At 66.9% G+C, this 21,418-nt stretch carries 23 protein-coding genes; all 23 read right to left on the minus strand.

Annotated features, from left to right (window positions below):
- Positions 1 to 109: 109 nt before the first annotated feature.
- The 23 genes from nifA to nifH all read right to left on the minus strand — a co-directional run bounded on the left by nifA (position 110) and on the right by nifH (position 21,171).
- On the minus strand, positions 110 to 1,867 hold the full coding sequence (nifA, locus tag M4578_RS06365; protein WP_258092624.1) for a nif-specific transcriptional activator NifA: 1,758 nt from the start codon (positions 1,865 to 1,867) through the stop codon (positions 110 to 112).
- 279 nt (positions 1,868 to 2,146) lie between these two features.
- Positions 2,147 to 3,430: an RNA polymerase factor sigma-54 gene (rpoN, locus tag M4578_RS06370; RefSeq protein WP_258092625.1), complete on the minus strand. Its 1,284-nt coding sequence runs from the start codon at positions 3,428 to 3,430 to the stop codon at positions 2,147 to 2,149.
- Between the two features lie 138 nt (positions 3,431 to 3,568).
- Positions 3,569 to 4,270, minus strand: a complete 702-nt coding sequence (locus M4578_RS06375) for an ATP-binding cassette domain-containing protein (RefSeq protein ID WP_258092626.1) — start codon at positions 4,268 to 4,270, stop codon at positions 3,569 to 3,571.
- Positions 4,267 to 4,962 (minus strand): molybdate ABC transporter permease subunit, encoded by a 696-nt coding sequence (gene modB, locus M4578_RS06380; protein ID WP_258092627.1) that lies wholly within the window; start codon positions 4,960 to 4,962, stop codon positions 4,267 to 4,269. The genes M4578_RS06375 and modB overlap by 4 nt, the downstream gene beginning before the upstream one ends.
- 1 nt (position 4,963) lies before the next feature.
- Positions 4,964 to 5,704 (minus strand): molybdate ABC transporter substrate-binding protein, encoded by a 741-nt coding sequence (gene modA, locus M4578_RS06385; RefSeq protein ID WP_258092628.1) that lies wholly within the window; start codon positions 5,702 to 5,704, stop codon positions 4,964 to 4,966.
- Positions 5,705 to 5,715: 11 nt separating this feature from the next.
- Positions 5,716 to 5,988, minus strand: coding sequence for a hypothetical protein (locus M4578_RS06390; protein WP_258092629.1), 273 nt, complete (start codon positions 5,986 to 5,988; stop codon positions 5,716 to 5,718).
- 8 nt (positions 5,989 to 5,996) lie between these two features.
- A complete protein-coding gene (nifW, locus tag M4578_RS06395; RefSeq protein WP_258092630.1) occupies positions 5,997 to 6,344 on the minus strand; it encodes a nitrogenase stabilizing/protective protein NifW in 348 nt (115 codons plus the stop codon).
- A 20-nt stretch (positions 6,345 to 6,364) separates the two neighbouring features.
- Positions 6,365 to 7,102, minus strand: a complete 738-nt coding sequence (cysE, locus tag M4578_RS06400) for a serine O-acetyltransferase (RefSeq protein WP_258092966.1) — start codon at positions 7,100 to 7,102, stop codon at positions 6,365 to 6,367.
- Positions 7,102 to 8,304, minus strand: coding sequence for a homocitrate synthase (nifV, locus tag M4578_RS06405; RefSeq protein ID WP_258092631.1), 1,203 nt, complete (start codon positions 8,302 to 8,304; stop codon positions 7,102 to 7,104). Before nifV ends, cysE begins: the two co-directional genes overlap by 1 nt.
- 31 nt (positions 8,305 to 8,335) lie before the next feature.
- Positions 8,336 to 9,553: a cysteine desulfurase NifS gene (gene nifS, locus M4578_RS06410; protein ID WP_258092632.1), complete on the minus strand. Its 1,218-nt coding sequence runs from the start codon at positions 9,551 to 9,553 to the stop codon at positions 8,336 to 8,338.
- Positions 9,554 to 9,563: 10 nt separating this feature from the next.
- Entirely contained in the window at positions 9,564 to 10,577 is a 1,014-nt protein-coding gene (nifU, locus tag M4578_RS06415) for a Fe-S cluster assembly protein NifU (RefSeq protein ID WP_258092633.1), read from the minus strand.
- 15 nt (positions 10,578 to 10,592) lie between these two features.
- On the minus strand, positions 10,593 to 10,913 hold the full coding sequence (locus M4578_RS06420; RefSeq protein ID WP_092419781.1) for an iron-sulfur cluster assembly accessory protein: 321 nt from the start codon (positions 10,911 to 10,913) through the stop codon (positions 10,593 to 10,595).
- A 300-nt stretch (positions 10,914 to 11,213) separates the two neighbouring features.
- Entirely contained in the window at positions 11,214 to 11,669 is a 456-nt protein-coding gene (locus M4578_RS06425) for a hypothetical protein (RefSeq protein ID WP_258092634.1), read from the minus strand.
- The gene (locus M4578_RS06430; RefSeq protein ID WP_258092635.1) at positions 11,656 to 12,210 is read right to left on the minus strand and encodes a nitrogen fixation protein NifQ; all 555 of its coding nucleotides are present in this window, start codon (positions 12,208 to 12,210) and stop codon (positions 11,656 to 11,658) included. The genes M4578_RS06425 and M4578_RS06430 overlap by 14 nt, the downstream gene beginning before the upstream one ends.
- Positions 12,194 to 12,499 carry a ferredoxin III, nif-specific gene (gene fdxB, locus M4578_RS06435; RefSeq protein WP_258092636.1) on the minus strand — a complete coding sequence of 102 codons (306 nt, stop codon included), beginning with the start codon at positions 12,497 to 12,499 and terminating at the stop codon, positions 12,194 to 12,196. Before fdxB ends, M4578_RS06430 begins: the two co-directional genes overlap by 17 nt.
- A gap of 4 nt (positions 12,500 to 12,503) precedes the next feature.
- Entirely contained in the window at positions 12,504 to 12,713 is a 210-nt protein-coding gene (locus M4578_RS06440; RefSeq protein WP_258092637.1) for a CCE_0567 family metalloprotein, read from the minus strand.
- A gap of 134 nt (positions 12,714 to 12,847) precedes the next feature.
- Complete coding sequence (locus M4578_RS06445; RefSeq protein ID WP_258092638.1) at positions 12,848 to 13,318, minus strand: NifX-associated nitrogen fixation protein; 471 nt, start codon at positions 13,316 to 13,318, stop codon at positions 12,848 to 12,850.
- Positions 13,318 to 13,803 carry a nitrogen fixation protein NifX gene (gene nifX / locus M4578_RS06450; RefSeq protein ID WP_258092639.1) on the minus strand — a complete coding sequence of 162 codons (486 nt, stop codon included), beginning with the start codon at positions 13,801 to 13,803 and terminating at the stop codon, positions 13,318 to 13,320. Before nifX ends, M4578_RS06445 begins: the two co-directional genes overlap by 1 nt.
- Complete coding sequence (gene nifN, locus M4578_RS06455; protein WP_258092640.1) at positions 13,778 to 15,163, minus strand: nitrogenase iron-molybdenum cofactor biosynthesis protein NifN; 1,386 nt, start codon at positions 15,161 to 15,163, stop codon at positions 13,778 to 13,780. Before nifN ends, nifX begins: the two co-directional genes overlap by 26 nt.
- A gap of 1 nt (position 15,164) precedes the next feature.
- Positions 15,165 to 16,805, minus strand: a complete 1,641-nt coding sequence (gene nifE, locus M4578_RS06460; RefSeq protein WP_258092641.1) for a nitrogenase iron-molybdenum cofactor biosynthesis protein NifE — start codon at positions 16,803 to 16,805, stop codon at positions 15,165 to 15,167.
- Positions 16,806 to 17,045: 240 nt separating this feature from the next.
- Positions 17,046 to 18,584, minus strand: coding sequence for a nitrogenase molybdenum-iron protein subunit beta (nifK, locus tag M4578_RS06465; RefSeq protein WP_258092642.1), 1,539 nt, complete (start codon positions 18,582 to 18,584; stop codon positions 17,046 to 17,048).
- Positions 18,585 to 18,707: 123 nt separating this feature from the next.
- Entirely contained in the window at positions 18,708 to 20,213 is a 1,506-nt protein-coding gene (gene nifD / locus M4578_RS06470; protein WP_258092643.1) for a nitrogenase molybdenum-iron protein alpha chain, read from the minus strand.
- Between the two features lie 73 nt (positions 20,214 to 20,286).
- Positions 20,287 to 21,171: a nitrogenase iron protein gene (gene nifH / locus M4578_RS06475; protein WP_258092644.1), complete on the minus strand. Its 885-nt coding sequence runs from the start codon at positions 21,169 to 21,171 to the stop codon at positions 20,287 to 20,289.
- Positions 21,172 to 21,418 lie beyond the last annotated feature (247 nt).

The following is a 21,418-nucleotide window of genomic DNA, read 5'->3' on the forward strand; positions in this document are numbered from 1 at the left end:
CGACAAAGACCGCGCGGCACGGCCTCGCAACAAATTGCGCGGCCCCGTTGCCGGGACCGCGCTGGGAGGGAGACAGAAAAAACGAGTTCTGGAACAATCCTTTGGGGGGCTAAATCTTGCGAACCTCGATGCCGTGCTTTTGCAGCGCATAGGCCACCTGGCGCGGCGTCATGCCCAGCAGGCGCGCGGCCTTGGCCTGCACCCAGCCCGCCTCTTCCATGGCCGCGATCAGCTCTTCGCGGGCCGTGTTGGCGGTCTTGCGGCGCGGGAAGCTCTCGGCCGGATCGGGCGGCAGCTCGCGCTCAACCGGGCGTTCGGCCACGGACCTGCGGATCGACGGCGTGACCACCCGCCCCACCGCCAGCCCGCCGATGGGCGAGGCGCCTTCCTGAAGCCGCCACAGCTCGGCCGAGAGACACGATCCCTGACGGCAGGCCAGTTCGCCGCCCAGCACCACCTCGCCGTCCGACAGCGCGGCGGCCCGGTTCACGCAGTTTTCCAGTTCGCGCACATTGCCGGGGAAGTTGCATTTGCAGATCGTCTCGAACGCATCCGGCGCAAAGCGCACATTCGTGGCGTTCGTCTCGTTGAACTTGTCGAGAAAGAGCTGCGCCAGCGGGCGGATGTCGCTTTTGCGGTCGCGCAGCGGCGGCAGCAGGATCGGCACGACGCAGATGCGGAAGTAAAGATCGGCGCGAAACTCGCCCCGTGCGACCGCATCCTCAAGATCCCGGTTCGTCGCCGCAACGATGCGCACATCGACCTTGAGGGTCCGCGTGCCGCCGACCCGCTCGAACTCGCCCTCCTGCAAGACGCGCAGCAGCTTGGACTGGAAGGTGGCGCTGATCTCGCCGATCTCGTCGAGAAACAGCGTGCCGCCATCGGCCAGCTCGAACCGCCCTTTCTTGAGCGCGTTGGCGCCGGTAAAGGCGCCCTTCTCATGGCCGAAAAGCTCTGATTCCAAAAGGGTTTCCGAAAGCGCAGCACAGTTCACGCGGATAAAGGGGCCACGGCTGCGGTCCGATTGCGTGTGCACCGCGCGCGCAAACAGCTCCTTGCCCGTGCCGCTCTCGCCGCGCAGCAGGACCGGCGTCCTGGTCGGCGCCACCCGCCGCAGCTGCGCGATCACCTCGGAAATCGCGGGGCTGTCGCCGATGATCCCGTCCAGCGAGATCGGCGGCACCTTGTTGCCGTTCTGGTCGCTCACGCTTTGCAGCAGACGGCGCGTATCCTCGAGCGCGCGCTCGCGGTCCCGGGCGATCCGGCGGCGAAAGCGCAGCGCCTGCTCGAGCAGCGAGGCCACCATGGTCAGCACCCGCACATCGAGATCCGAAAGCCCCGCGCGCTGGTCCTCGTGGCTGCGGTAGGCGCAGAGCACCCCAAGCACGAAATGGCTGCGCTCGGGGTCGCGCAGGGGCACCGCGATCATCGTCTGGCCCTCGCCGCGCAGCCGCGCGGGCACCGCGTCGGGGCCGAATTCCTCCGCCAGATCGAAGGAGACCAGCGGCACGCCCGAGCGGAACACGATCCGGACCACCTCGTCCGGGATCACCTCGGACGGGTCGGCGGCCTTGTCGCGCACAAAGGCGGTGGCGGCGATGGTATAGGGATTCACCGTACCCCAGGCGCCCTCGCTGCCGGGCTCGCTCAGCAGCGCAAGCACCGCGTGACGCAGATCGAGAAAGGAGGATAGAACATTGAGAATATTCGGAACTTCATCGATCGGATCGGGTGCCGTCGCAAAGGTCTTGGCGATCTCATAGATCGCGTCCAGCGCCAGCCGGTCAACGGCCGGTCCGGAGCTCGGTGGAGCCGATGACGCCGGCGTCTCGCCCCCGGCGCAGGTCTCAGTCGCAGCTTCGTCCATGTGCGGGCCCCTCCTTCACTCGGGTTGTCCTCCCTCCCTGTCGCAATGTCCGTCCGGCCTGCGGCCCGGCGCGGGGCACCGGCACACAGCTCACGCACCAGTCTAGCAGCTTCCGTCTCGCGCCGTGTCCGCCGAGGCGAAACATCGGCGCCCTACCGCCGGATAACGAGAATCCGAACCGCTGTTGCGCATGGTTTCGGCAGAACCGCCCATGTTTCGGGCCCTCCCGCCCGCTGTCAGCCCCGCGATGCCGTTCGCGGGCGAACGATCCGATTCGAATCATGCGCCAAGCGCCCGCCGCCGGCGTTCGTAGGACGAACCCAGTCCCAGCACGGAGCGGTATTTCGCCACCGTCCGGCGTGCGATCCGCAGCCCCGAACGCTGTGCCAGCGCAACGATGGCATCGTCGCTGAGCGGCTCTTTCGGGTTCTCCTCGCCCACCACCTGCTGGACGAAATTCATCATGCTGTCGCGCGAGACCGCCACGGCACCGGGCAGGTTCGAGACCGGGCGCGAAAAGAAGCTGCGCAGCGGCAAAGCCCGGGTCGGCATCTGGATCATGCGCCCCGAGACGGCACGGCTGACGGTCGAGGCATGCACCCCCAGCTCGGCGGCCACATCCTCGAGCGTGAGCGGCGCCAGATAGGCCGGGCCCCGGTCGAGGAACCGCGACTGCCGCGCCACCAGAACGGCGGCGGTGCGCAGCAGCGTGTCGCCCCGGCGCTCCAGCGCCAGCGCCAGCGCGCGCGCCTCGGCCAGCGCCTTGCGGCGCAGCTTGCGCGCCGCGCAGTCGGCGCTGCCATCGGCAAGCCGGTCTTCCATCACGGTGATCTTCGGCGTGGTGGCGCGGTTCAGTTCGACCGTCCAGCCCGCCTCGCTCCGCGTCGCGATCAGGTCGGGTGGAAAGACCGGGACCGGCACATGGTCATAGGCCAGCCCCGGCTTGGGATCGAGGCCCCGGATCTGGGCGAGAATGTCGGGAATATCCGAAACCTCGCAATCGCACAGCTCGGCCAGCTCGGCGCGGCGGCCGTCGATCAGATCGAGATTGCGGATCAGCGTCTCGACCTCCCAGCTCAGCAAATCGGCCTCGCGGGCCTGAATCAGCAGGCATTCGGACAGCGAGCCGGCAAACAGCCCCGCCGGTTCGAACCCCTGCAAAACCTCGAGCACCGCCTGCGCCTTGCGCGGCGGACAGCCCGCCAGCAGCGCGACGGTTTCGACCGATTGGCCCAGCCAGCCCGTGGGCTCCAGCGCCTCGGCGAAATGCAGCGCGATCATTCGGTCGCCGGAGGTCTCGAAACCCCGTTCGATCTGCTCGACCACATGCGCCATGAGGCTGGGCCGGTCGGCGGCCACGGTGGCCAGCGCATCGAAATCCCCGCCGCCCCGGGCCGCAAAGGCGGCGGGCGCCCGGTAGGACACATACGGATTGGCCTCGGCGCGTTCCTGAAGATGTTCGGACAGATCCTGCGACGCCATGCCGAGGATCGCCAGGGACTGCAAAAGCTGCCCCCCCATCTGCATCGTCTGGCCCTGCGAGATCGTCTGGACAAATTCCATGCGGATCAGCCTCTCATACCGCCCCGCGCCCGGGGCAAACGCCCGGCGCATCCGGGCAAGATGTGAACGAAGGCGCCCCGCTTTTTCGCGCCGGCGCCGCCAAACGCCGAAAAAGCAGGCCCTGCGGGACACAGCGACTCACCGGGCACAGCGCAGCCTCCCTGCCTCGGCCGGGGCCGGATAGGGCCGCGCGGGCGCGCCGGCAGCGGTCACCGACCGGATACAGCCGCCCTGAAGCGTGACCACCTGATCGCACAACCGGCGGACCTCTTCCGGGGCGTGGCTGATGAAGATCATCGGCACCCGGGTCCGCTCCTGCACGCGGGCGATGAGATCGAGCGTGCGCGCCTTCAGTCCCGGATCCAGCGCCGAGACCGGCTCGTCGAGCAGCAGCAGGTCGGGCTCCGCCATCAGCGCGCGCGCGATGGCGGCCCGCTGACGCTCGCCCCCCGAGAGCCGCGCCGGGCGGGCCTCCAGCAGATGCGCCAGATCCAGCGCCGCGATGACCTCGTGCCAGAAGTCGGTGCCGACATTCTGCGCGCCATAAGACAGGTTGCGGTGGACGTTCATATGCGGAAACAGCACGCCGTCCTGGAACACCACCCCGATGCCCCGCTGCGCGGGGGCGATGTGGATCTTCTGCTCGCTGTGATACAGCGCCCGGCCAAAGAGCGAGATGCAGCCGCGCGTCGGGCGGATATGCCCGGCGAGGCAGGAGAACAGCGTCGATTTGCCCGAGCCCGAGCGCCCGATCAGCCCGATGATCCCCTGCGCGGGCAGCGCCAGATCGACATCGAGACGGAAATCCCCCTGCTTGTGGCGGAGATGTATCTCGATCATGTCGCGGCCCTCACCGGGGTCATGCGGCGCGCGATGCTTTCCGACGCCAGCAGCGCCGCCCCCGCCAGCGCCAGCGACAGCAGACAAAGCCGCATCGCCTCGGCCTCGGTGCCGGGGCTTTGCGTCACGGTGAAGAGCGCCAGCGGCAGGGTCTGGGTGCGGCCGGGGATGTTGCCCGCGAGCGTAATCGTGGCGCCGAACTCGCCCACCGCGCGGGCAAAGGCCAGGGTGATCCCGGTCAGGATGCCCGGCGCCATCAGCGGCAGGGTCACGGTGACGAAGATGCGCAGCTCCGAGGCCCCGAGGCTGCGCGCGGCGCGGGCATAGCGCGGGTCGATGGCCTCGGCAGATTGCCGGATCGCGCGCACCAGCAGCGGAAAGCCCACCACCGCGCAGGCGATCACCACCGCCTCGCCCGAAAAGGCGATGCGAATGCCGAACAGGTCGTAAAGCGGCCCGCCGATGGCGCCGTTGCGACCCAGCAGCACCAGCAGCAGATAGCCCAGCACCACCGGCGGCAGCACCAGCGGCAGATGCACCACCGCGTTCAGCAGCGCATGGCCGGGAAAGCGCCGCGACCCGAGCAGCCAGCCCAGCCCGATGGCCAGCGGCAGCGACCAGAGCACCGCCTGCGCCGAGGCGTTGAGCGACAGCATCAGCGCCGACTGTTCCATGGGGCTGAGCGCGAGCATTTCAGGAGCCCTCCGCCACCGGCAGAAACCCCTTGCCCGTCAGCACGACGCGGCCCCCCGCCCCCAGCAGGAAGTCGAGCAGTTCGGTCGCGCCCTCCGGGTCGTCGCCCTGCGCCAGCGGCGCGATCAGGTAACGGATCGGCGGGTGGCTGTCGGCGGGCACGGTCCAGACCACGCGCACCCCCGGCTGCCCGGCGGCGTCGCTGGCATAGACCAGCCCCAGCGCCGCCTCGCCCTGCGCCACGGCGGCGACGGTGGCCAGCGTATTTCGGGTCGGTACGAAATGGCTTTCGATGGCGCTCCAGAGCCCCAGTGTCTCAAGCGCGGTCTTGCCGTAGCTGCCCACCGGGGCGGTCTGAGGATCGGCCATGACGAAATTCTCGCCGTCGAGCCGTGCCGCGATCCCGTCTGGCGCCAGATCGCCGCTGCCCTCGGGCGCGATCAGAACAAGGCGGTTCGACATCAGCACCGAGACCGCGTCCTTTTCGATCAGCCCCAGATCCACCAGATGCTGCATCCATTTCGGATTGGCCGAGATGAAGAGATCGGCGGGCGCGCCCTGCTCGATCTGGCGTGCCAGCACCCCCGAGGCGCCGTAGCTGGTCAGCGCGGCGATCCCGCTTTCGGCGAGGCCCGCGTCGATGGCATCGCGGGTCGAGGCGGCGGCGAGCAGCATCGGCTCGGACAGCGCCATCCTCGGCAGGGCGGCGCAGAACAGCGAGAGCAGCAGGGTCTTTCTCATGACGGGCTCCTTCAGGCCAGGCGGCGGGCGGGGGCGCCGATGCGTTCGGGCGCGAACCAGGCGATCTCGCCGGTGGCGCCGCAGACCCGGCGGCAGGTGCCGCAGAGGGTGCAGTTTTCCGACGAGAACTCGATGCGGTCGCTCTCGCCGAAGCGGAAGCAGGCCGACGGGCAGATCCGGGTCAGCGCGCGCAGCGCGGCGCTGTCCTCGGCCCGGCGCCGAAGCTCGATGCGGAAGCCGCCGACATCGGCGGAATGGCTGGGTCTCTTGGTGGCGCGGAACATCGGCGGGCTCACTCGGCGGACAGCTTCAGGCTGTCGATGCCGACAAAGCGGGCCTTGAGCTTGGCCTCCTCGTCGCGGAACACCTTGAAGACCTTTTCCTTGAGCGGCGTGCTTTCGACGAAATCCGCATAGGCGGATTTGAGCATCTGGCGCGCCTCCAGAAACACCGTCTCCTCGTCCTTGCCGGCGAAATCCGCGTCGCGCAGATAGGCGCCGAAGCGTTTCATGATGTGCAGGCGCGAGACGTTGATGACCGGCTGCTCGAAAGGCAGCAGCAGATAGGTAAAGATCTCCTCGGCGGCGGAGAGCTTGTTAATGTGGTCCAGAACGCCGGTTTCCTCGAAATCCTTGGGCATGGGTCAGTCTCCTCTTCGCGTCAGTTGGGAAGGTCGTGGTTCGGTGTTTCGGAACAACCCGAAATGGCGATCCGGGCGGCGCAGTGGCTTTCGTGACGGGCAAGCGCGTCGTCCCGCGCCGCCAGCCGCGCCTCGAGAAAGGCGATGCGGTCGGCCAGCCGCGCCAGCGTGCGGCCCACCGGATCGGGCATCAGATGGTGGTTGAGATCGACGCGATACGGGTCGGAGACCGGCGCGCGGTCAGTCTGCACGATGCGCGCGGGGATGCCGATCACCGTGGCCTCGGCGGGCACCGGCTCGACCACCACGGAATTGGCGCCGACACGGGCCCCCGCCCCCACAAGGATCGGGCCGAGGATCTTGGCCCCCGCCCCCACCATCACGCCGTCGCCCAGCGTGGGGTGGCGCTTGCCGGGGGACCAGGACACACCGCCCAGCGTCACCCCGTGATAAAGCGTCACGTCGCATCCGATCTCGGCGGTCTCGCCGATCACCACACCGGCGCCGTGGTCGATGAAGAACCCCGCGCCGATGCGCGCGCCGGGATGGATGTCGATCCCCGTGCCCATGCGCGCGAGATAGGAAAGCAGCCGGGCCGCGCCCTTCCAGTTCGCCCGCCAGAGCCCGTGCGCCACGCGATAGGCAGCGATGGCATGCAGGCCGGGATAGGTGAACGCGGTTTCCAGCTTGCCGCGCGCGGCCGGGTCGCGGCCCCTTATGGCCGCAAAATCGCTGCGGATCAGCGCAAAGAGCCCCATCACGCCGCCTCCCCGCCGGGCAGACCGCCCGGCAAGGCGATGAGCTGGCCGCCGCTGACGCGGGCCACCATGCGCGACAGATCCTCGGCCGTCGCGGGCCGCTTGGCGCGGATCGCATGATCGCGCAGCAAGGGCTTCAGCCGCACCGCGATCTCGTCCGTGGCGGGCAGCCCGGCGGCGGCGAGGGCGGCGCGCAGCCCGGCAAGCCCGGAATGTTTGCCGATGACGATCTGCCGTTCCCGTCCAAAACGCGACGGCGCGCAGCGCGGATCCTCGTAGGTGTCGGCCTGTTTCAGAATGGCATCCACATGGATCCCCGCCTCATGGGCAAAGACCAGCGCGCCGGTGATGGGTTTCGCCACCGGCAGCGCCCGGCCCGAGGCCTCGGCCACCACGGCGGAGAGCGCGGGCAGCGCCCGCAGGTCGAGCCCGGTGGCGATGCCGCCCGCTTCCAGCGCGGCGCCCACCTCTTCCAGCGCCGCATTGCCCGCCCGCTCGCCCAGCCCGTTGACGGTGACCGAGAGATGCGAGGCCCCGGCAAAGGCCGCCATCATGGTGTTGGCGGTGGCCATGCCGAAATCGTTATGCGCGTGGATCTCGATGGGCAGCGCGATGCGCGCCGCCAGATCCGCCACCAGCCTATAGGCGCTCATCGGGTCGAGAATGCCCAGCGTATCGGCGATGCGGAAGCGGATCGCCCCCGCCGCCTCAGCCACCTCGGCCAGCCGCACGAGGAAATCGGGATCGGCGCGGCTGGCGTCCTCGGCGCCCACCGAGACCTCAAGCCCCCGCTGCACCGCGCAATAGACCAGCGCGGCGGTCTCGCGCAGCGCCCAGTCGCGATCCGCGCGCAGCTTGCCCGCAAGCTGCCGGTCCGAGGCGGGCACGGCGAAATGCACCCGCCGCACGCCGGTCTTCTGCGCCATGTCGAGATCGTGGAACCGCAGCCGGCACCAGGCGACCGGCACCGCGCGGGTCAGCTCGGCCATGACCGCGCGGATCTCGGCGATCTCCTCATAGCCCATGGCCGGGATGCCCACCTCGATCTCGGCCACCCCCGCCCGGTCGAGCGCGCGGGCGATGGCCTGTTTTTCCGCCAGCGAGAAGGCCACCCCCGCCGTCTGCTCGCCGTCCCGCAACGTGGTGTCGCAGATCGTCACGGCAGGGCTGGCGCGGGTCGTGTCGAACAGCTCGGGACGCATGGGGCAGCTCCTTTTGCGGCGGGTTGTGGGGTCAGGCGTAGGCCGGGTTGAAACCGTCGGGCTGCGCGCCGTCGCCCGACCAAAAGGGCGACATCTCGCGCAACCCCGAAATGATCTCCGGCATGGCGTCGAGCACGCGCTCGATCTCCTCCACCGTGGTCTCGCGCGAGAGCGAGAAGCGGATGGCGCCGTGGGCGGCGGTGAAGGGGATGTCCATCGCGCGCAGCACATGGCTGGGCTCAAGCGAGCCCGAGGTGCAGGCGCTGCCCGAGCTGGCGGCGATGCCCGCCTGGTTGAGCTTCAGCAGGATCGCCTCGCCCTCGATATACTCAAAGGCCACGGTGGCGGTGTTGGGCAGCCGGTCATGCGGATCGCCGGTGACGAAGCAATGGCCGATGCGCTGCACGAGCCCCTTTTCCAGCCGGTCGCGCAGACCGGCCATGCGGGCGCTGTCCTCGGCCATGGTGGCCAGCGCCATCTCGGCGGCCTTGCCCAGCCCGATGATCGCCGGGGCGTTCTCGGTCCCTGCCCGGCGGCCGCGTTCCTGATGCCCGCCGCGCAGCAGCGGGCGGAACCGCGTGCCCTTGCGCAGATAGAGCGCGCCAAGGCCCTTCGGCCCGTGGAACTTGTGCGACGACAGCGACAGCATGTCGATCTCGGTGCTCTTGAGGTCGATGGGCAGCTTGCCCACCGCCTGCACCGCGTCGGTATGGAACAGCGCGCCGACCTCATGGGCCAGCTCTGCCAGACCGTCGACCGGGAACACGGTGCCGGTCTCGTTATTGGCCCACATAAAGCTCACCACGGCGGTCTTTTCCGACAGCGCCGCGCGATAGGCGTCGATGTCGAGCCGCCCCAGCCTGTCCACCGGGATGCGGTGCACGGTGACGCCCTCGTGCTTTTCCAGCCAGTCGCACAGCGTCAGGATGGCCGGATGTTCCACGGCGGAGGTGATCACCTCGTCCCGCCCCGGCTGCACCAGCAGCGCCGAGCGGATCGCGGTGTTGTTGGATTCGCTGCCGCCCGAGGTGAAGATGATCTCGTGATCGAACTCGGCGCCGATGAGCTGTTGCAGCGATTTGCGCGCCTGACGCAGCGCGCCGCCGACCTCCGAGCCGAAAGCGTGGATCGAGGAGGCGTTGCCGAACTGCTCGGTGAAATAGGGCAGCATGGCCTCCACGACCTCGGGAAAGACCCGCGTGGTGGCGTTGTTGTCGAGGTAAACGGGGGGAAGGACGGTGTCTTTCATCGCGGCCTCCTCAGGCCTTGGCCACGGGCATCACCCGAACCGGGCGGCCGAGGGTTTCGGTGATCTTCTGGGCGATCCCGCCGAGCGTGCTGGCGGCAAGCTGGCAGCCCGAACAGGCGCCGACGAGGCTGACCAGCACCAGGCTGCCCTCCATGTCGACAAGCTCCACATCGCCGCCGTCGCGGCGGAAGGTGGGGCGCATCTCCTCGATGATCTTCGCCACGAGGATCGCCTCCTTGGCCGCACTCAGACCGCTCGCGGGCGCCTCGGTCACCGCGACGGGGGCCGCGGCGGCGGGCATGGCGATCTGAATGGGGGCCGAGGGCTGTGCCGGGGGCATCGGCGCGGGGACCGCGTCGGGGATTACGAAGCCCTGCGCCTTTTTCTTCTTCGGCCTGGGAGCGGAGCCGAAGACATAGGCCTCTTCCGGTCGGATGGCGCCCTCGGCCACCATCTCCTTGTTGATGTCGGCAAGCAGCTCTTCCAGCGGCTCGCGGCAGGAGGCGCAGCTTCCGCCCGCCTTGGTGTAGAAGGTGACCATCTCCAGCGTGGTCAGCTTGTTGGTGCGGATCGCGCGCTCGATCATGCCGGCATCGACGCCGAAGCATTTGCAGATCAGCGCGCCCTCCTCATGATCGTCCTCGTCCAGCGCCTCGCCGGTATAGGCGGCGACGGCGGCGTGCAGCGCCTCCTGCCCCATGACCGAGCAATGCATCTTCTCTGGCGGCAGCCCGTCGAGGAAATCGGCAATGTCCTGATTGGTGAGCGTCTTCGCCTCGGCAATGGTCGTGCCGATGATCAGCTCGGTCAGCGCCGAGCTCGACGCGATGGCCGAACCGCAGCCGAAGGTCTGGAACTTCGCCTCCTCGATGACATCCGTCTCGGGGTTCACCTTCAGCATCAGCTTCAGCGCGTCGCCGCAGGACAGCGAGCCCACCTCGCCCACCGCATTGGCATCCGCCAGCGCGCCCGCGTTCTTGGGATTGAAGAAATATTCCTTGACCTTGTCGCTATAGTCCCACATGCGCCGGGCCTCCGATCAGCAGAACGACTTGCCGCAGCCGCAGGAGCTGCTGGCGTTGGGGTTGTCGAAAACGAAACCCGAGCCTTCGAGCCCGGTGACGAAGTCGATCGTCGTGCCCGAGAGATGCGCCTGGCTTTCCGGGTCGATCAGCACGGTGACCTCTCCTGCGGTCACCACCGCGTCGTCGGGCTGCGCTTCCAGCTCCAGCGCCATGCCGTATTTCATTCCGGCGCAGCCGCCGCCCTGCACCATGACGCGCAGCCCCGCAACGGGCTGTCCGGCGCCGTCTATGGCGGTCTTGATGGCGGAACGGGCGGGTTCGGTGATCTCGATCATGTCTGATGTCTCCTGTCGGTCGCGTGGCCTTTCCATTGCTTTCAGCAAGGAACGGGCCAAGCTCCATACACATTAAAGTTCAATGACTTAGGAAAAATCCGGCAAGGAACGGGCCAACATTGGGGGGTTTGCGACATCGACAAAACCCGTGTCATGCCTGTGACACCCCCCCGGCCCGCGCCCCCCCTGCCCCCCCAATCCCCCCAGGACAGGGGCACCCCGCCGGGAAGGCTCTTCCCTGCTCTTCTTCTCTTTCCAAATACGCGCTTGCCCCCGCAGGGCCGGGCGCGGCGCCGGAGGTCACGCCTCCTCATCCTCCACCGCGTCGAGCCGCGCCAGCAGCCAGGCGCCGCCGAATCTGTCGGAGGGATCGAGTTCCGCCGCCTTGCCCAGCACCGCCCGCGCCTCTGCCAGCGCGCCGGTGCGGGCGGCACAATAGCCGATGGCGACCAGCGCCTGCATATAGAGCCCCGGCGCAAAATCCTGCGCGCCAAATGCGGCATCCTCGGGCGCCACGTCGCGCCAGTCCGGCGCGACGTTCAGCCGCCGCGCGGCGTGGCGCAGCAGCTCCTCCGCCTGCTCCAGCGCGGCGGCATGATTATGGGTATAGAAGTAGAAGCGATAGGCCGCGAGCCGCAGCTCGGCATCCTGCGGTGCCGCGCGCAGGGCGCGGGCGATCACCTCGGCGCTCTGCTCGGGCTGCGTGCGCGCCGCCTCGGCGCCCGCCAGAAGCGCGGCGGGATCAATCGGGGGCAAAGCACTCCGCCCGTTCTTCGCAATCGTCGCAACTGGGCGAGAGACACAGCGAAAACGCCGCGTCGGAACAGATCTGGCGGTAGAAGAACTTTTTCCAGCGCATGTTCTGGCTGTTGGCGGCGGCCAGCCCCGGCAGGTGCCGGGCGATCAGCGCCGACAGCGCCGCACGCGACGGCAGGCCGAGATCTTCCCAAAGGTGGCGCGTCTCCATCGCCCGGCGCGCGAGGATCGCCGCGAGCCAGCGCGCCTCGCGCGACGCCGATCCGCCGCGCCAGAGGATCAGCGTGAAAATCGCCCGCTGATCGTCGGGCAGCGCGGGCGCGCCGAGATCGAGATCGGGCAGCGCCGCGCGCGGCAGCCAGCGATCGCGCAGCGCGGCGATCTCGGCCCCCGAGAGCCCCAGCCGTTCGGTCAGCGGCCCCGCCCCCGCCTCGCGCTCATGCAGCGCGTGGTCGAGGATGCAGGAGAAATCCGACACGGTGACCATGGCATCGGTCACCCGCCCGTCCGCCGCCGCGGCAATGTCAGTCGAGGGCCGCATGGCTCTGGCAGTCCGACGGGCAGACGCGCGCGCAGGCGCCGCAGCCGATGCAGTTTTCGGGATGAATCATCGCCATGACCTTCTTGACGATCTCGTCCTCGACATCCTCGTATTCCTCGGTGCCGGGGCGCAGCACGTCGCCGTCCTCGGTCACCCCGTGCAGGGTCATGACATCGCGGCCGCAGACCTTGTAGCAGCGGCCGCAGCCGATGCATTTCTCCTTGTCGATGGCCATGAGAAACTCGGGAACATATTCCGCCCCGCCGCGGGTATAGGCGACCAAAGTCATGCGCTCAGGCCTCCGCCGCGGCTTTTTTCGCCGCCTTCAGCTCTTTGCGCGCCGCCGTCAGTTCCTTGTAGACCTCAAAGGTCGCGGTGGCGGTCTCGGGGATCTTTTCCCAGTCCACCGGCAGCTCCTCGGCGAGATCGTGCAGGTTCATCTTGGCATCGGTGGCGCGCATCGAGAGTTTCTTGACGCGGGCTTCCAGCTCTTCCACGCTCATTGAAGCACTCCTTTTCTGGGTTTGGCGCCCTTGCGCAGAAACCGCGAGGCGGCGGTGCGCCCCGCCGCCGGCTTCAGCACCAGCGGCGGAAGGGGCTTTTTCGGTTTCGGCAGGGGCGCGATCTGGATCATGGCTCAGGCCCGCGCCGCGTCGGGATAGGTGTCGATGGCCTCGACCGCGCCCGCGACCAGCTTGTCGCCCGCCTCGGCCAGCTTTTCCCAGCTGACAAAGCCGAAGCGGTGGATGTCGCGCAGGTGTTTCGACACCACCACAAGCTTGCCCGAGATCAGCACGATGCGGCCAAAGCCCTCGTGGCTCATCTTCTGCATCTGGCTGGCCATGCAGCCGGTGCGCTTTTCGATCAGCAGCCCCACGGCGTCGTAGAACTTGCTTACGCGCCACATCACATCCGGGTCCGGGTCGCCGATGATCGGGATCTCGCGGCGCTCTTCCTTGGTGACGATGAACTCCGACATGATGTCGGCATCGCTCTTGTCGTCCCACTGGCCATAGCTGTCCTCGGCGCGGATCACCGCCGCGAGCTGGGTCAGGAAATCGCTCTCGACCATTGCGCCGCCGCGCGGCTCCATCACATCCGTGGTCATCAGACCCACTCCTCTTCATCCATGAAGTTCGGTTTTTCCTGTGTGCCCAGGATCTTGCGCAGGAAGGGCGGCGGCGTGCCGTTGAGCATCTCTTGCACCTGCGCCAGCACCGCCTCGATGGGTTCGGGATCCTTGCGCTTGATCGGGTGCACCCCGGCCTTGACGATCTTGGCCGCCGAGGGCCCGCCGATGGCCAGCGCGAAAAGCAGCGCGCAGCCGGTCAGCGCCTCGACCTTGGGCGTGATCTTGTCGTCCTGGTCGTCGTGCTTGCCCTTCTGCTTGGTCACATTGTCGAACGCGTGCGCCTCGACAAAGCGGGCGCCGGTCTTCCAGACCTCGTAGATGGCGAATTTGCGGGCCGAGCCGAAATGCGCCCCGAGATATTCCATGTCGTTGGTGGCGATGGCGATGCGCAGCGGCGTCTCGCCCGGTGCGGGGCCGTCTTTCGGGGCATCCGCCTCAATGACGCGTAGCGTGCGGGACATGCTCGAACTCCTCTGCAATGGGGGCGGCGCCGAAATCCTCGGGCCGCGCGCGGTGGTGGATGGATTGGACGGTGTTGGCGATCTCGTAGAGAAAGGCGCGGCTGCCGCGATAGCCGACGCGGCAGGCATCCTGAGCGCCGATGCGGTCGAAGACCGGAAAGCCCACCCGCACCAGAGGCACATGCAGCCGGTGCTCGGCATGGCGCCCGTGGCTGTGGGTCAGCAGGATCTGCGCGCCCTGTTCCTTCGCGCTGCGCTCGAAATCGCCCAGATCGCCAAGGATCACCTCGTCGCAGGGCATCCGCTCGATGAGCGGTGTGTGCTGGGAGGTGGTGACGGCGGTGACGATCTCGGCCCCCATGGAGGTCAGCGCGGTCGATAGCGAAAACATCAGGTCCGGGTCCGCACCGATGGCGACCCGGAGCCCGCCGGTGTGGAAATGCGCATCGAGCGCCGCGTCGATGAGGCGCGCGCGGTCGCGCTTGACCGAGGGTGGCGGATCCTGCACGCCGGAAAGCCCCATGAGCGTGCGCACAAAGGCATCCACCGGCTTCAGCCCGGTCACCGACTGGAAGACGCGGTAGGGCACCATGGCCCGCTCTTCCAGCGCCCTGGCCGCGTCGCGCATGCTCTCGCCCACCGCAAGGGAGAAGGCGGACCGCGCCGCCGCCGCGATCCGGTCCAGCGGCGTGCCGCCCAGCGACGTGCCGGTCCAGTCGTCGCTCACATGACCGTCGAGCGAGGTGGAAATGTCGGGCAGCACCACGGGCGTCAACCCGAAGGCGCGGATCATGCGCACCAGCTCCTCGATCTCGGCAGGCGTCAGATGCGACCCGCAAAGCAGCGTGACCTGACGCAGATCCGGGTCGCGCTCGGTGACGCGCGGCACCAGGGTCTCCACAATGGCGGTCACCGCCCTGGCCCAGCCGTCCTGCATCGCCCCGTCGAAATCCGGCGTGCTGGCGTAGACGATCTTTGTGTCGTCGAAATCTGTCCGCCGCGCCACGATCTCTTTCAGCTCGCCCGGCACATCCTCTCCCCGCGTCTCGGTCAGCGCGGTGGAGGCGATGCCGATGATTTTCGGCGCGCTCTTCCTGCGCAGGTTCTCGATGGCCTCCTCGATCTGCTCGGCACCGCCGAGGATCGTGGAGACCTCGTTCATCGCGGTGGTCTGAAGCGGCACCGCCTCCTTGAAGTGGCGCACGAGATGGACCATCGCAAAGGCGGTGCAGCCCTGCGAGCCGTGGAAGAGCGGGATGGATTTCTCGATCCCGAGATAGGCCAGTGCCGCGCCAAGGGGGGCGGAGCTTTTCAGCGGGTTGGTGCTCAGCGCGCGTTTGGGGTGAACGAGCTTTGCCATCTCAGCAATCCTCGAAATCGGTTTCAGAGGAGGTAAAACCGGCCACGCCCTGAGCGGCACCAGCCGGGAGGTGCCGGGTCGAGCCCGGCACGGGTGTCTCATCCCCCCCGCCCCGGACCCGATCCGGGGCCTCTCCCTCAGCCCCCGAGCGCGGCGGCAAAGGCGGCACGAGGCTCACGGGCCGTGTCGCCCCTTCGGCGCCGGTCACCGGGCAGGCGCCGCTCAGCGCGGGCAGCACGCGCCCCTCGGTCAGCGGTTCGTCCCAGGGCGCGGCGCCGCGCAGCTCCTCCCACATCGGGTTGTTCATCGACCGGTCCAGCGCGCGCACCAGATCGACCATGCCCATATAGCCCGCATAGGGCTCGTGCTTTTCCTGATTCACATCGACCCAGGGCATCCTGGCCTTGAGCGCCACGAATTGCGACCGCCCGCCCGACATCAGCACATCCGCGCCCGCCTGTTTCAGCAGCCGGTACATGTCCTTGGGCGCCATATTGTCGAACATGTGCGCGGTCGAGCCCATGATCTCGACCACCCGGCCCTTGTCCTCCTCGGTGGCCTTGCGCACCGAGGTGCCGATCACCTCCATTCCCAGCTCCTGAAGCGCCGAGACCACCGACCAGCTCTTGTGCCCGCCGGTATAGAGCAGCACCTTCCTGCCCGCGACGCGGGGCCGGTACGGCTCCAGATCCGCCCAGACCTGCGCCTCTTCCTCGGCGATCAGCGCCTCGCAGCGCTCCAGCAGCTCGGCATCGGCGCCCTGGTCCACCAGAATGCGGCACATGGTGCGCAGCGCCTCGGACGTGTCGGAAATCCCGTAGAAGGAGCCCTCGAAGAACGGGATGCCCCAGCGCTCCTCCAGCTTGCGGGCGACATTGATGAGCGCCTTGGAGCAGACCATCATCGTGACCTTGGCGCGGTGCATCATCGCCACCTGCTTGTAGCGCGCATCGGCAGCCAGCGAGCCCAGAATGCGGATGCCCAGCCGGTCGAGCAGCGGCTTCACCTGCCAGAGCTCGCCGCTCAGGTTGTAATCCCCCACGATATTGATGTCGTAGGGGGTGCACTCCGCGGGCTCCACCGTGCCGATCACGTGATCCAGCATCGCCTCGCCCGCCAGCTTGTTGCCGAGGTTCTTGGAGCCCACATAGCCCGGCGCGTCGATCGGGATGCAGGGGGTGGCGAAGGCCTCGCTCGCCGCCCTGCACACCGCGTCGATGTCGTCGCCGATGAGCGCCGGCACGCAGGTCGCATAGACAAAGACCGCCGGCGGCTGTTCCGCCGCGATCAGCTCGCGCAGCGCGCGGAAGAGCTTCTTCTCGCCGAACCCCATGACAATGTCGAGTTCGGTCATGTCGGTGGTGAACCCGGTGCGGTAGCGCTCCGATCCCGACGACGCCGCGCCCCGGTTGTCCCAGCCATTGCCTTCGCAGGCCAGCGGCGCATGCACCAGATGGGCGACATCGACGATGGGTTGCAGCGCGATCTTGGCGCCGTCGAAGGCGCAGCCCCCCGCTGCGGCACCGGGCGTCAGCGGCTTGGCGCAGCCCTTCTTGCGCTGCTGCTCGGACTTCGAGACATTCGTCCCGCAGGCCGGTTCGTCAAACACATCTGCGATCTTGCTCTTCAAGGCATCGGCCATGGCGCGTCTCCCGGTTGTCAGGAGAAAAACAGCAAGCTTCGTGCCATGCTCCCGCCCCGCAAACCCCGCCCAAGCACCCCGCCATTGTCGCCTTCCCGACAAAGCGTCTTTCATCTTTCTCCAAATACTCGAAACCGCCCGCCCCGCCGGACACAGCCCCGACGGGCCGGGCGCACCCGCGACAAACGCAAAACCGGCGGGCCCTCGGCCCGCCGGTCGCGTCTCGCAAAACGCCGCCGCTCAGCGCGTCAGGTCATAGCTGTAATCGGTCTCGCCCGGCACGATCGTGTCGTCGTCGAGCTTGTCGAAGACCGTATCCAGCAGCTTGACCAGCACGTTCAGCGCCCCCTGATAGCCCATCGTGGGGAAACGATGGTGGTGGTGGCGGTCGAAGATCGGGAACATCAGCCGGATCAGCGGGGTGCCGGTGTCACGCTCCAGATACTTGCCGTAGGAATTGCCGATCAGCATGTCCACCGGCTCGGTATTCAGCAGCGAGCGCATGTGCCACAGATCCTTGCCGGCCCAGACCTGCCCCTGCTTGCCGAAGGGCGAGGAGGCAAGCAGCGCTTCCATCTGCTTGGCCCATTTCTTGCCGCCGTTGGTGGCCAGGCAATGCACCGGCTCGCCGCCCATCTCCATGACGAAACGCGCCATGGCATAGACGAAATCCGGGTCGCCGTAGATGGCGTAGGTCTTGCCGTGCAGATGCGCCTGGCTGTCGGCCAGTGCGTCGACCAGACGGCCGCGTTCCAGCTTCAGCGAGTCCGGGATCGGTTTGCCGGTCAGCTCCGAGACTTTCATCAGGAACTCGTCGGTGGCCTGGATGCCCATCGGGTAATGCAGCGCGGCGGTCTGCTGGCCCTTCTCGGCGATATATTCCATGGTCTTCGGCGTGCACCATTCCTGAAGCGAGATGGTGGCCCTGGCGTTCAGCGCCGCCCTGGCGTCTTCCAGCTTGGTGCCGCCCGCATACATGCGGAACTCGCCGTCCGAAGGGGTGTCGTAGACGTCCGACACATCCGAGAGGAAGGTGAAGGTGACGCCCATCTCGTCCAGCATCCGCTTGATCTCGCGGTTGTTGCCCACCGCAAAGCCGTCAAAGCCGGGGATGATGTTGATGCTGTCACTCTCGACCCGCTCGGCCTTGTTCCAGAAATGCGAGAGGATCCCCTTCTGCATGTTGTCGTAGCCGTCCACATGGCTGCCGACAAAGGCGGGCGTGTGGGCATAGGGCACATCGAACGTGGCCTCGACCGAGCCTTTTTCCTTCGCCTGAAGGATGAAGGAGTTGAGATCGTCGCCGATCACCTCGGCCATGCAGGTGGTGCTGACGGCGATCATCTTGGGATCGTAAAGCGCCTTGGTATTGGCCAGACCGTCCACGAGGTTCACAAGCCCGCCGAACACCGCCGCATCCTCGGTCATCGAGGAGGAGACGCAGGACGAGGGCTCCTTGAAGTGGCGCGACAGGTGCGAGCGATAATAGGCGACGCAGCCCTGCGAGCCATGCACGAAGGGCATGGTGGCCTCATAGCCCTGGCTGGCAAAGACCGCGCCCAGCGGCTGGCAGGCCTTGGCGGGGTTCACCGTCAGCGCCTCGCGGGCGAGGTTCTTTTCGCGGTATTCCCAGGATTTGGTCCAGTCGCCGATCTCCTGGACCAGCTCGTCGGGATGGCCGCATTCGAACTTCACTTTCTTCTGGGCCAGCATCTCCTTGTATTCGGGCTGCTGGAAAAGCGGTGCGTGATCAAGCACCTTGTCTGCCGACTGAGGCATGGTCGTCATCCTTCTGTTGGCCGTCCGCATTCCGAGACGCGCCTGTGTTGAGGGAAATTCGGGAAGGAAGGGCGCGAACGCCCTTCCGGGGTCCGTAGGGTGGGCGATCCGCCCACCCCGCCGTCACTCGGCCGCGATCGCCGGTTTTTCCCAGGGCGCGCCGTACAGGCCCCAGACCGGGTTGTTGATCGCCAGATCCATGTCGCGGGCGAAGATGGCAAAGCCGTCATAGCCGTGATACGGGCCCGAATAGTCCCAGCTATGCATCTGACGGAACGGGATGCCCATCTTCTGCACCGGGTACTTTTCCTTGATGCCCGAGCCCACGAGATCGGGACGCATCTTCTCGATGAACTTCTCCAGCTCGTAGCTGGTCACGTCGTCGTAGATCAGCGTGCCTTCCTTCACGTAATGGCCGGTGCGCTTGTAATCGTCGGCATGGCCGAACTCGTAGCCGGTGCCGGCGATGACCATGCCCAGATCGTCATAGGCGGTGACCACGTGACGGGGGCGCAGCCCGCCGACATAAAGCATCACCGACTTGCCTTCGAGGCGCGGGCGGAACTTGGCGATCACCTCGTCCACCAGCGGCTGGTACTTGGCGATGACCTTTTCGGCGTTCTCCTGAATCGTCTCGTCGAAGTTCTTCGCGATGGCGCGCAGCGACGCGGCGATCTGGGTCGGGCCGAAGAAGTTGTATTCCATCCAGCCGATGCCGTATTTCTCTTCCATGTAGCGGCAGATGTAGTTCATCGACCGATAGCAGTGGATGAGGTTGAGCTTGGCCTTGGGCGCGCGCTCGATCTCGGCAAGCGTCGCGTCGCCGGACCAGTTGCCGACCACGTTGAGACCCATCTCTTCCAGCAGGATGCGGCTCGCCCAGGCATCGCCGCCGATATTGTAATCGCCGATCACGTTCACGTCGTAGGGGCCGGGCTCATAGGCCTTGACCGCCTCGCTTTCGGGCTGTTCGAACACCCAGTCGCGCACGGCGTCGTTGGCGATGTGGTGACCCAGCGACTGCGACACGCCGCGGAAGCCCTCGCAGCGGACCGGCACCATGGTCTTGCCGGTTTCCTTCTTCTTCTCGCGGGCCACGGCCTCGATGTCGTCGCCGATGAGGCCGATCGGGCATTCCGACTGGATCGTGACGCCGTTCGACAGCGGGAACAGCTCGTTGATCTCGTCGATGGTCTTGGCGAGTTTCTTGTCGCCGCCGAATACGATGTCCTTTTCCTGGAAATCGGTGGTGAACTGCATGGTCACGAAACTGTCCACGCCGGTCTTGCCGATGTAGTAATTGCGGCGCTGCGACCAGCTGTATTGCCCGCAGCCCACCGGGCCGTGCGAGATATGCACCATGTCCTTGACCGGGCCCCAGACCACCCCTTTCGAGCCCGCATAGGCGCAGCCGCGAATGGTCATCACGCCGGGGATCGACTTGATGTTGGATTTGGTGGTGTCGCATTTCGAGGCGATGCCGGTCGTGGCGTCGGGCGCTTCCTCGGTGGCGCCGGACACCGACAGATGCTTGGCGCGCTTCTTTCTGGCTTTGACGGGATAGGCTTCGAGGACTTCCTCGATCATTGCCTCATAGTCTTCCGGTCCGCCGGCGTGATCTTTGGCCATCCTTTTGGCTCCTTCACTGATGCGGTTGAAAGGGTGGAGGGCCGGCGCGCGGCCCTCCGGATCGGGAGCGGGCTCAGCCTGCCTGCGCTTCGCTTGCCGCGATGGCGGCCAGGCGTTCGTCCTCGGACTGCATGATGCCGAATTCCATCAGCATCTCTTCCAGCTCGTCCATGGTCACCGGGGTGGGGATGACGCCCTTGCCCGAGTTGGCGTGGATCTTCTGGGCCAGCTGGCGGTACTCGTCGGCCTGCTTGGAGTCCGGTGCGTACTGAAGCACGGTCTGGCGGCGCAGTTCCGCGTGCTGCACGATGTTGTCGCGCGGCACGAAGTGGATGAGCTTGGAGCCCAGCTTGGCGGCCATCGCCTCGGCCAGTTCCAGTTCCTTGTCGGTCTGGCGCTCGTTGCAGATCAGCCCGCCGAGGCGCACGCCGCCGGAGTTGGCGTATTTCAGGATGCCCTTGGCGATGTTGTTGGCGGCGTAAAGCGCCATCATCTCGCCGGACATGACGATGTAGATTTCCTGCGCCTTGTTCTCGCGGATCGGCATGGCGAAGCCGCCGCAAACCACGTCGCCCAGCACGTCGTAGGACACATAGTCCACGTCATCGTAGGCGCCGTTCTCTTCCAGGAAGTTGATCGAGGTGATCACGCCGCGGCCGGCGCAGCCGACCCCCGGCTCCGGGCCGCCGGACTCGACGCATTTGATGTCCTTGTAGCCCACCTTGAGCACGTCCTCGAGCTCGAGATCCTCGACCGAGCCCATCTCGGCGGCCAGGTGCAGCACGGTGTCCTGCGCCTTGGAGTTGAGGATCAGACGGGTGGAGTCGGCTTTGGGGTCGCAGCCGACAATCAGGATTTTCTGGCCCATCTCGACGAGGGCGGCCAGGGTGTTCTGCGAGGTGGTCGACTTGCCGATCCCCCCCTTGCCGTAAAAGGCGATCTGACGAAGTGCGCTCATATCGGGTTCCTTTTGGTCTGTTGGTCGTTTCAATCACACGAGGGTGAGACGGCTCGTGACCGCGCTCAGGGTGGGAAGAGCAGGAAGTGTGCCAAGCCCCTGAAATTCGAAATTCATTTAAAATCAATATGTTGAAATATCCCTCAGGTTTGGCGCAAAGCCGACAAAACCCGACAAAGCCTTGTCCGACACAGCCGCCACAACGCAGCGCCCGGTCATGGGACCTTCTCCCCCTCCTGACCTGCGG

Origin of the sequence: Salipiger pentaromativorans, from assembly GCF_024721115.1 — a bacterium.
In the GTDB taxonomy this organism is placed as follows: Bacteria; Pseudomonadota; Alphaproteobacteria; order Rhodobacterales; family Rhodobacteraceae; genus Salipiger; species Salipiger pentaromativorans.

What these genes read in the sequence shown, in the direction of transcription:
- nifA (WP_258092624.1), bottom strand. Translation starts at nt 1,867, where the DNA reads ATGGACGAAGCTGCGACTGAGACCTGCGCCGGGGGCGAGACGCCGGCG.
- rpoN (WP_258092625.1), bottom strand. Translation starts at nt 3,430, where the DNA reads ATGGAATTTGTCCAGACGATCTCGCAGGGCCAGACGATGCAGATGGGG.
- M4578_RS06375 (WP_258092626.1), bottom strand. Translation starts at nt 4,270, where the DNA reads ATGATCGAGATACATCTCCGCCACAAGCAGGGGGATTTCCGTCTCGAT.
- modB (WP_258092627.1), bottom strand. Translation starts at nt 4,962, where the DNA reads ATGCTCGCGCTCAGCCCCATGGAACAGTCGGCGCTGATGCTGTCGCTC.
- modA (WP_258092628.1), bottom strand. Translation starts at nt 5,704, where the DNA reads ATGAGAAAGACCCTGCTGCTCTCGCTGTTCTGCGCCGCCCTGCCGAGG.
- M4578_RS06390 (WP_258092629.1), bottom strand. Translation starts at nt 5,988, where the DNA reads ATGTTCCGCGCCACCAAGAGACCCAGCCATTCCGCCGATGTCGGCGGC.
- nifW (WP_258092630.1), bottom strand. Translation starts at nt 6,344, where the DNA reads ATGCCCAAGGATTTCGAGGAAACCGGCGTTCTGGACCACATTAACAAG.
- cysE (WP_258092966.1), bottom strand. Translation starts at nt 7,102, where the DNA reads ATGGGGCTCTTTGCGCTGATCCGCAGCGATTTTGCGGCCATAAGGGGC.
- nifV (WP_258092631.1), bottom strand. Translation starts at nt 8,304, where the DNA reads ATGCGTCCCGAGCTGTTCGACACGACCCGCGCCAGCCCTGCCGTGACG.
- nifS (WP_258092632.1), bottom strand. Translation starts at nt 9,553, where the DNA reads ATGAAAGACACCGTCCTTCCCCCCGTTTACCTCGACAACAACGCCACC.
- nifU (WP_258092633.1), bottom strand. Translation starts at nt 10,577, where the DNA reads ATGTGGGACTATAGCGACAAGGTCAAGGAATATTTCTTCAATCCCAAG.
- M4578_RS06420 (WP_092419781.1), bottom strand. Translation starts at nt 10,913, where the DNA reads ATGATCGAGATCACCGAACCCGCCCGTTCCGCCATCAAGACCGCCATA.
- M4578_RS06430 (WP_258092635.1), bottom strand. Translation starts at nt 12,210, where the DNA reads ATGCGGCCCTCGACTGACATTGCCGCGGCGGCGGACGGGCGGGTGACC.
- fdxB (WP_258092636.1), bottom strand. Translation starts at nt 12,499, where the DNA reads ATGACTTTGGTCGCCTATACCCGCGGCGGGGCGGAATATGTTCCCGAG.
- M4578_RS06440 (WP_258092637.1), bottom strand. Translation starts at nt 12,713, where the DNA reads ATGAGCGTGGAAGAGCTGGAAGCCCGCGTCAAGAAACTCTCGATGCGC.
- M4578_RS06445 (WP_258092638.1), bottom strand. Translation starts at nt 13,318, where the DNA reads ATGACCACGGATGTGATGGAGCCGCGCGGCGGCGCAATGGTCGAGAGC.
- nifX (WP_258092639.1), bottom strand. Translation starts at nt 13,803, where the DNA reads ATGTCCCGCACGCTACGCGTCATTGAGGCGGATGCCCCGAAAGACGGC.
- nifN (WP_258092640.1), bottom strand. Translation starts at nt 15,163, where the DNA reads ATGGCAAAGCTCGTTCACCCCAAACGCGCGCTGAGCACCAACCCGCTG.
- nifE (WP_258092641.1), bottom strand. Translation starts at nt 16,805, where the DNA reads ATGGCCGATGCCTTGAAGAGCAAGATCGCAGATGTGTTTGACGAACCG.
- nifK (WP_258092642.1), bottom strand. Translation starts at nt 18,584, where the DNA reads ATGCCTCAGTCGGCAGACAAGGTGCTTGATCACGCACCGCTTTTCCAG.
- nifD (WP_258092643.1), bottom strand. Translation starts at nt 20,213, where the DNA reads ATGGCCAAAGATCACGCCGGCGGACCGGAAGACTATGAGGCAATGATC.
- nifH (WP_258092644.1), bottom strand. Translation starts at nt 21,171, where the DNA reads ATGAGCGCACTTCGTCAGATCGCCTTTTACGGCAAGGGGGGGATCGGC.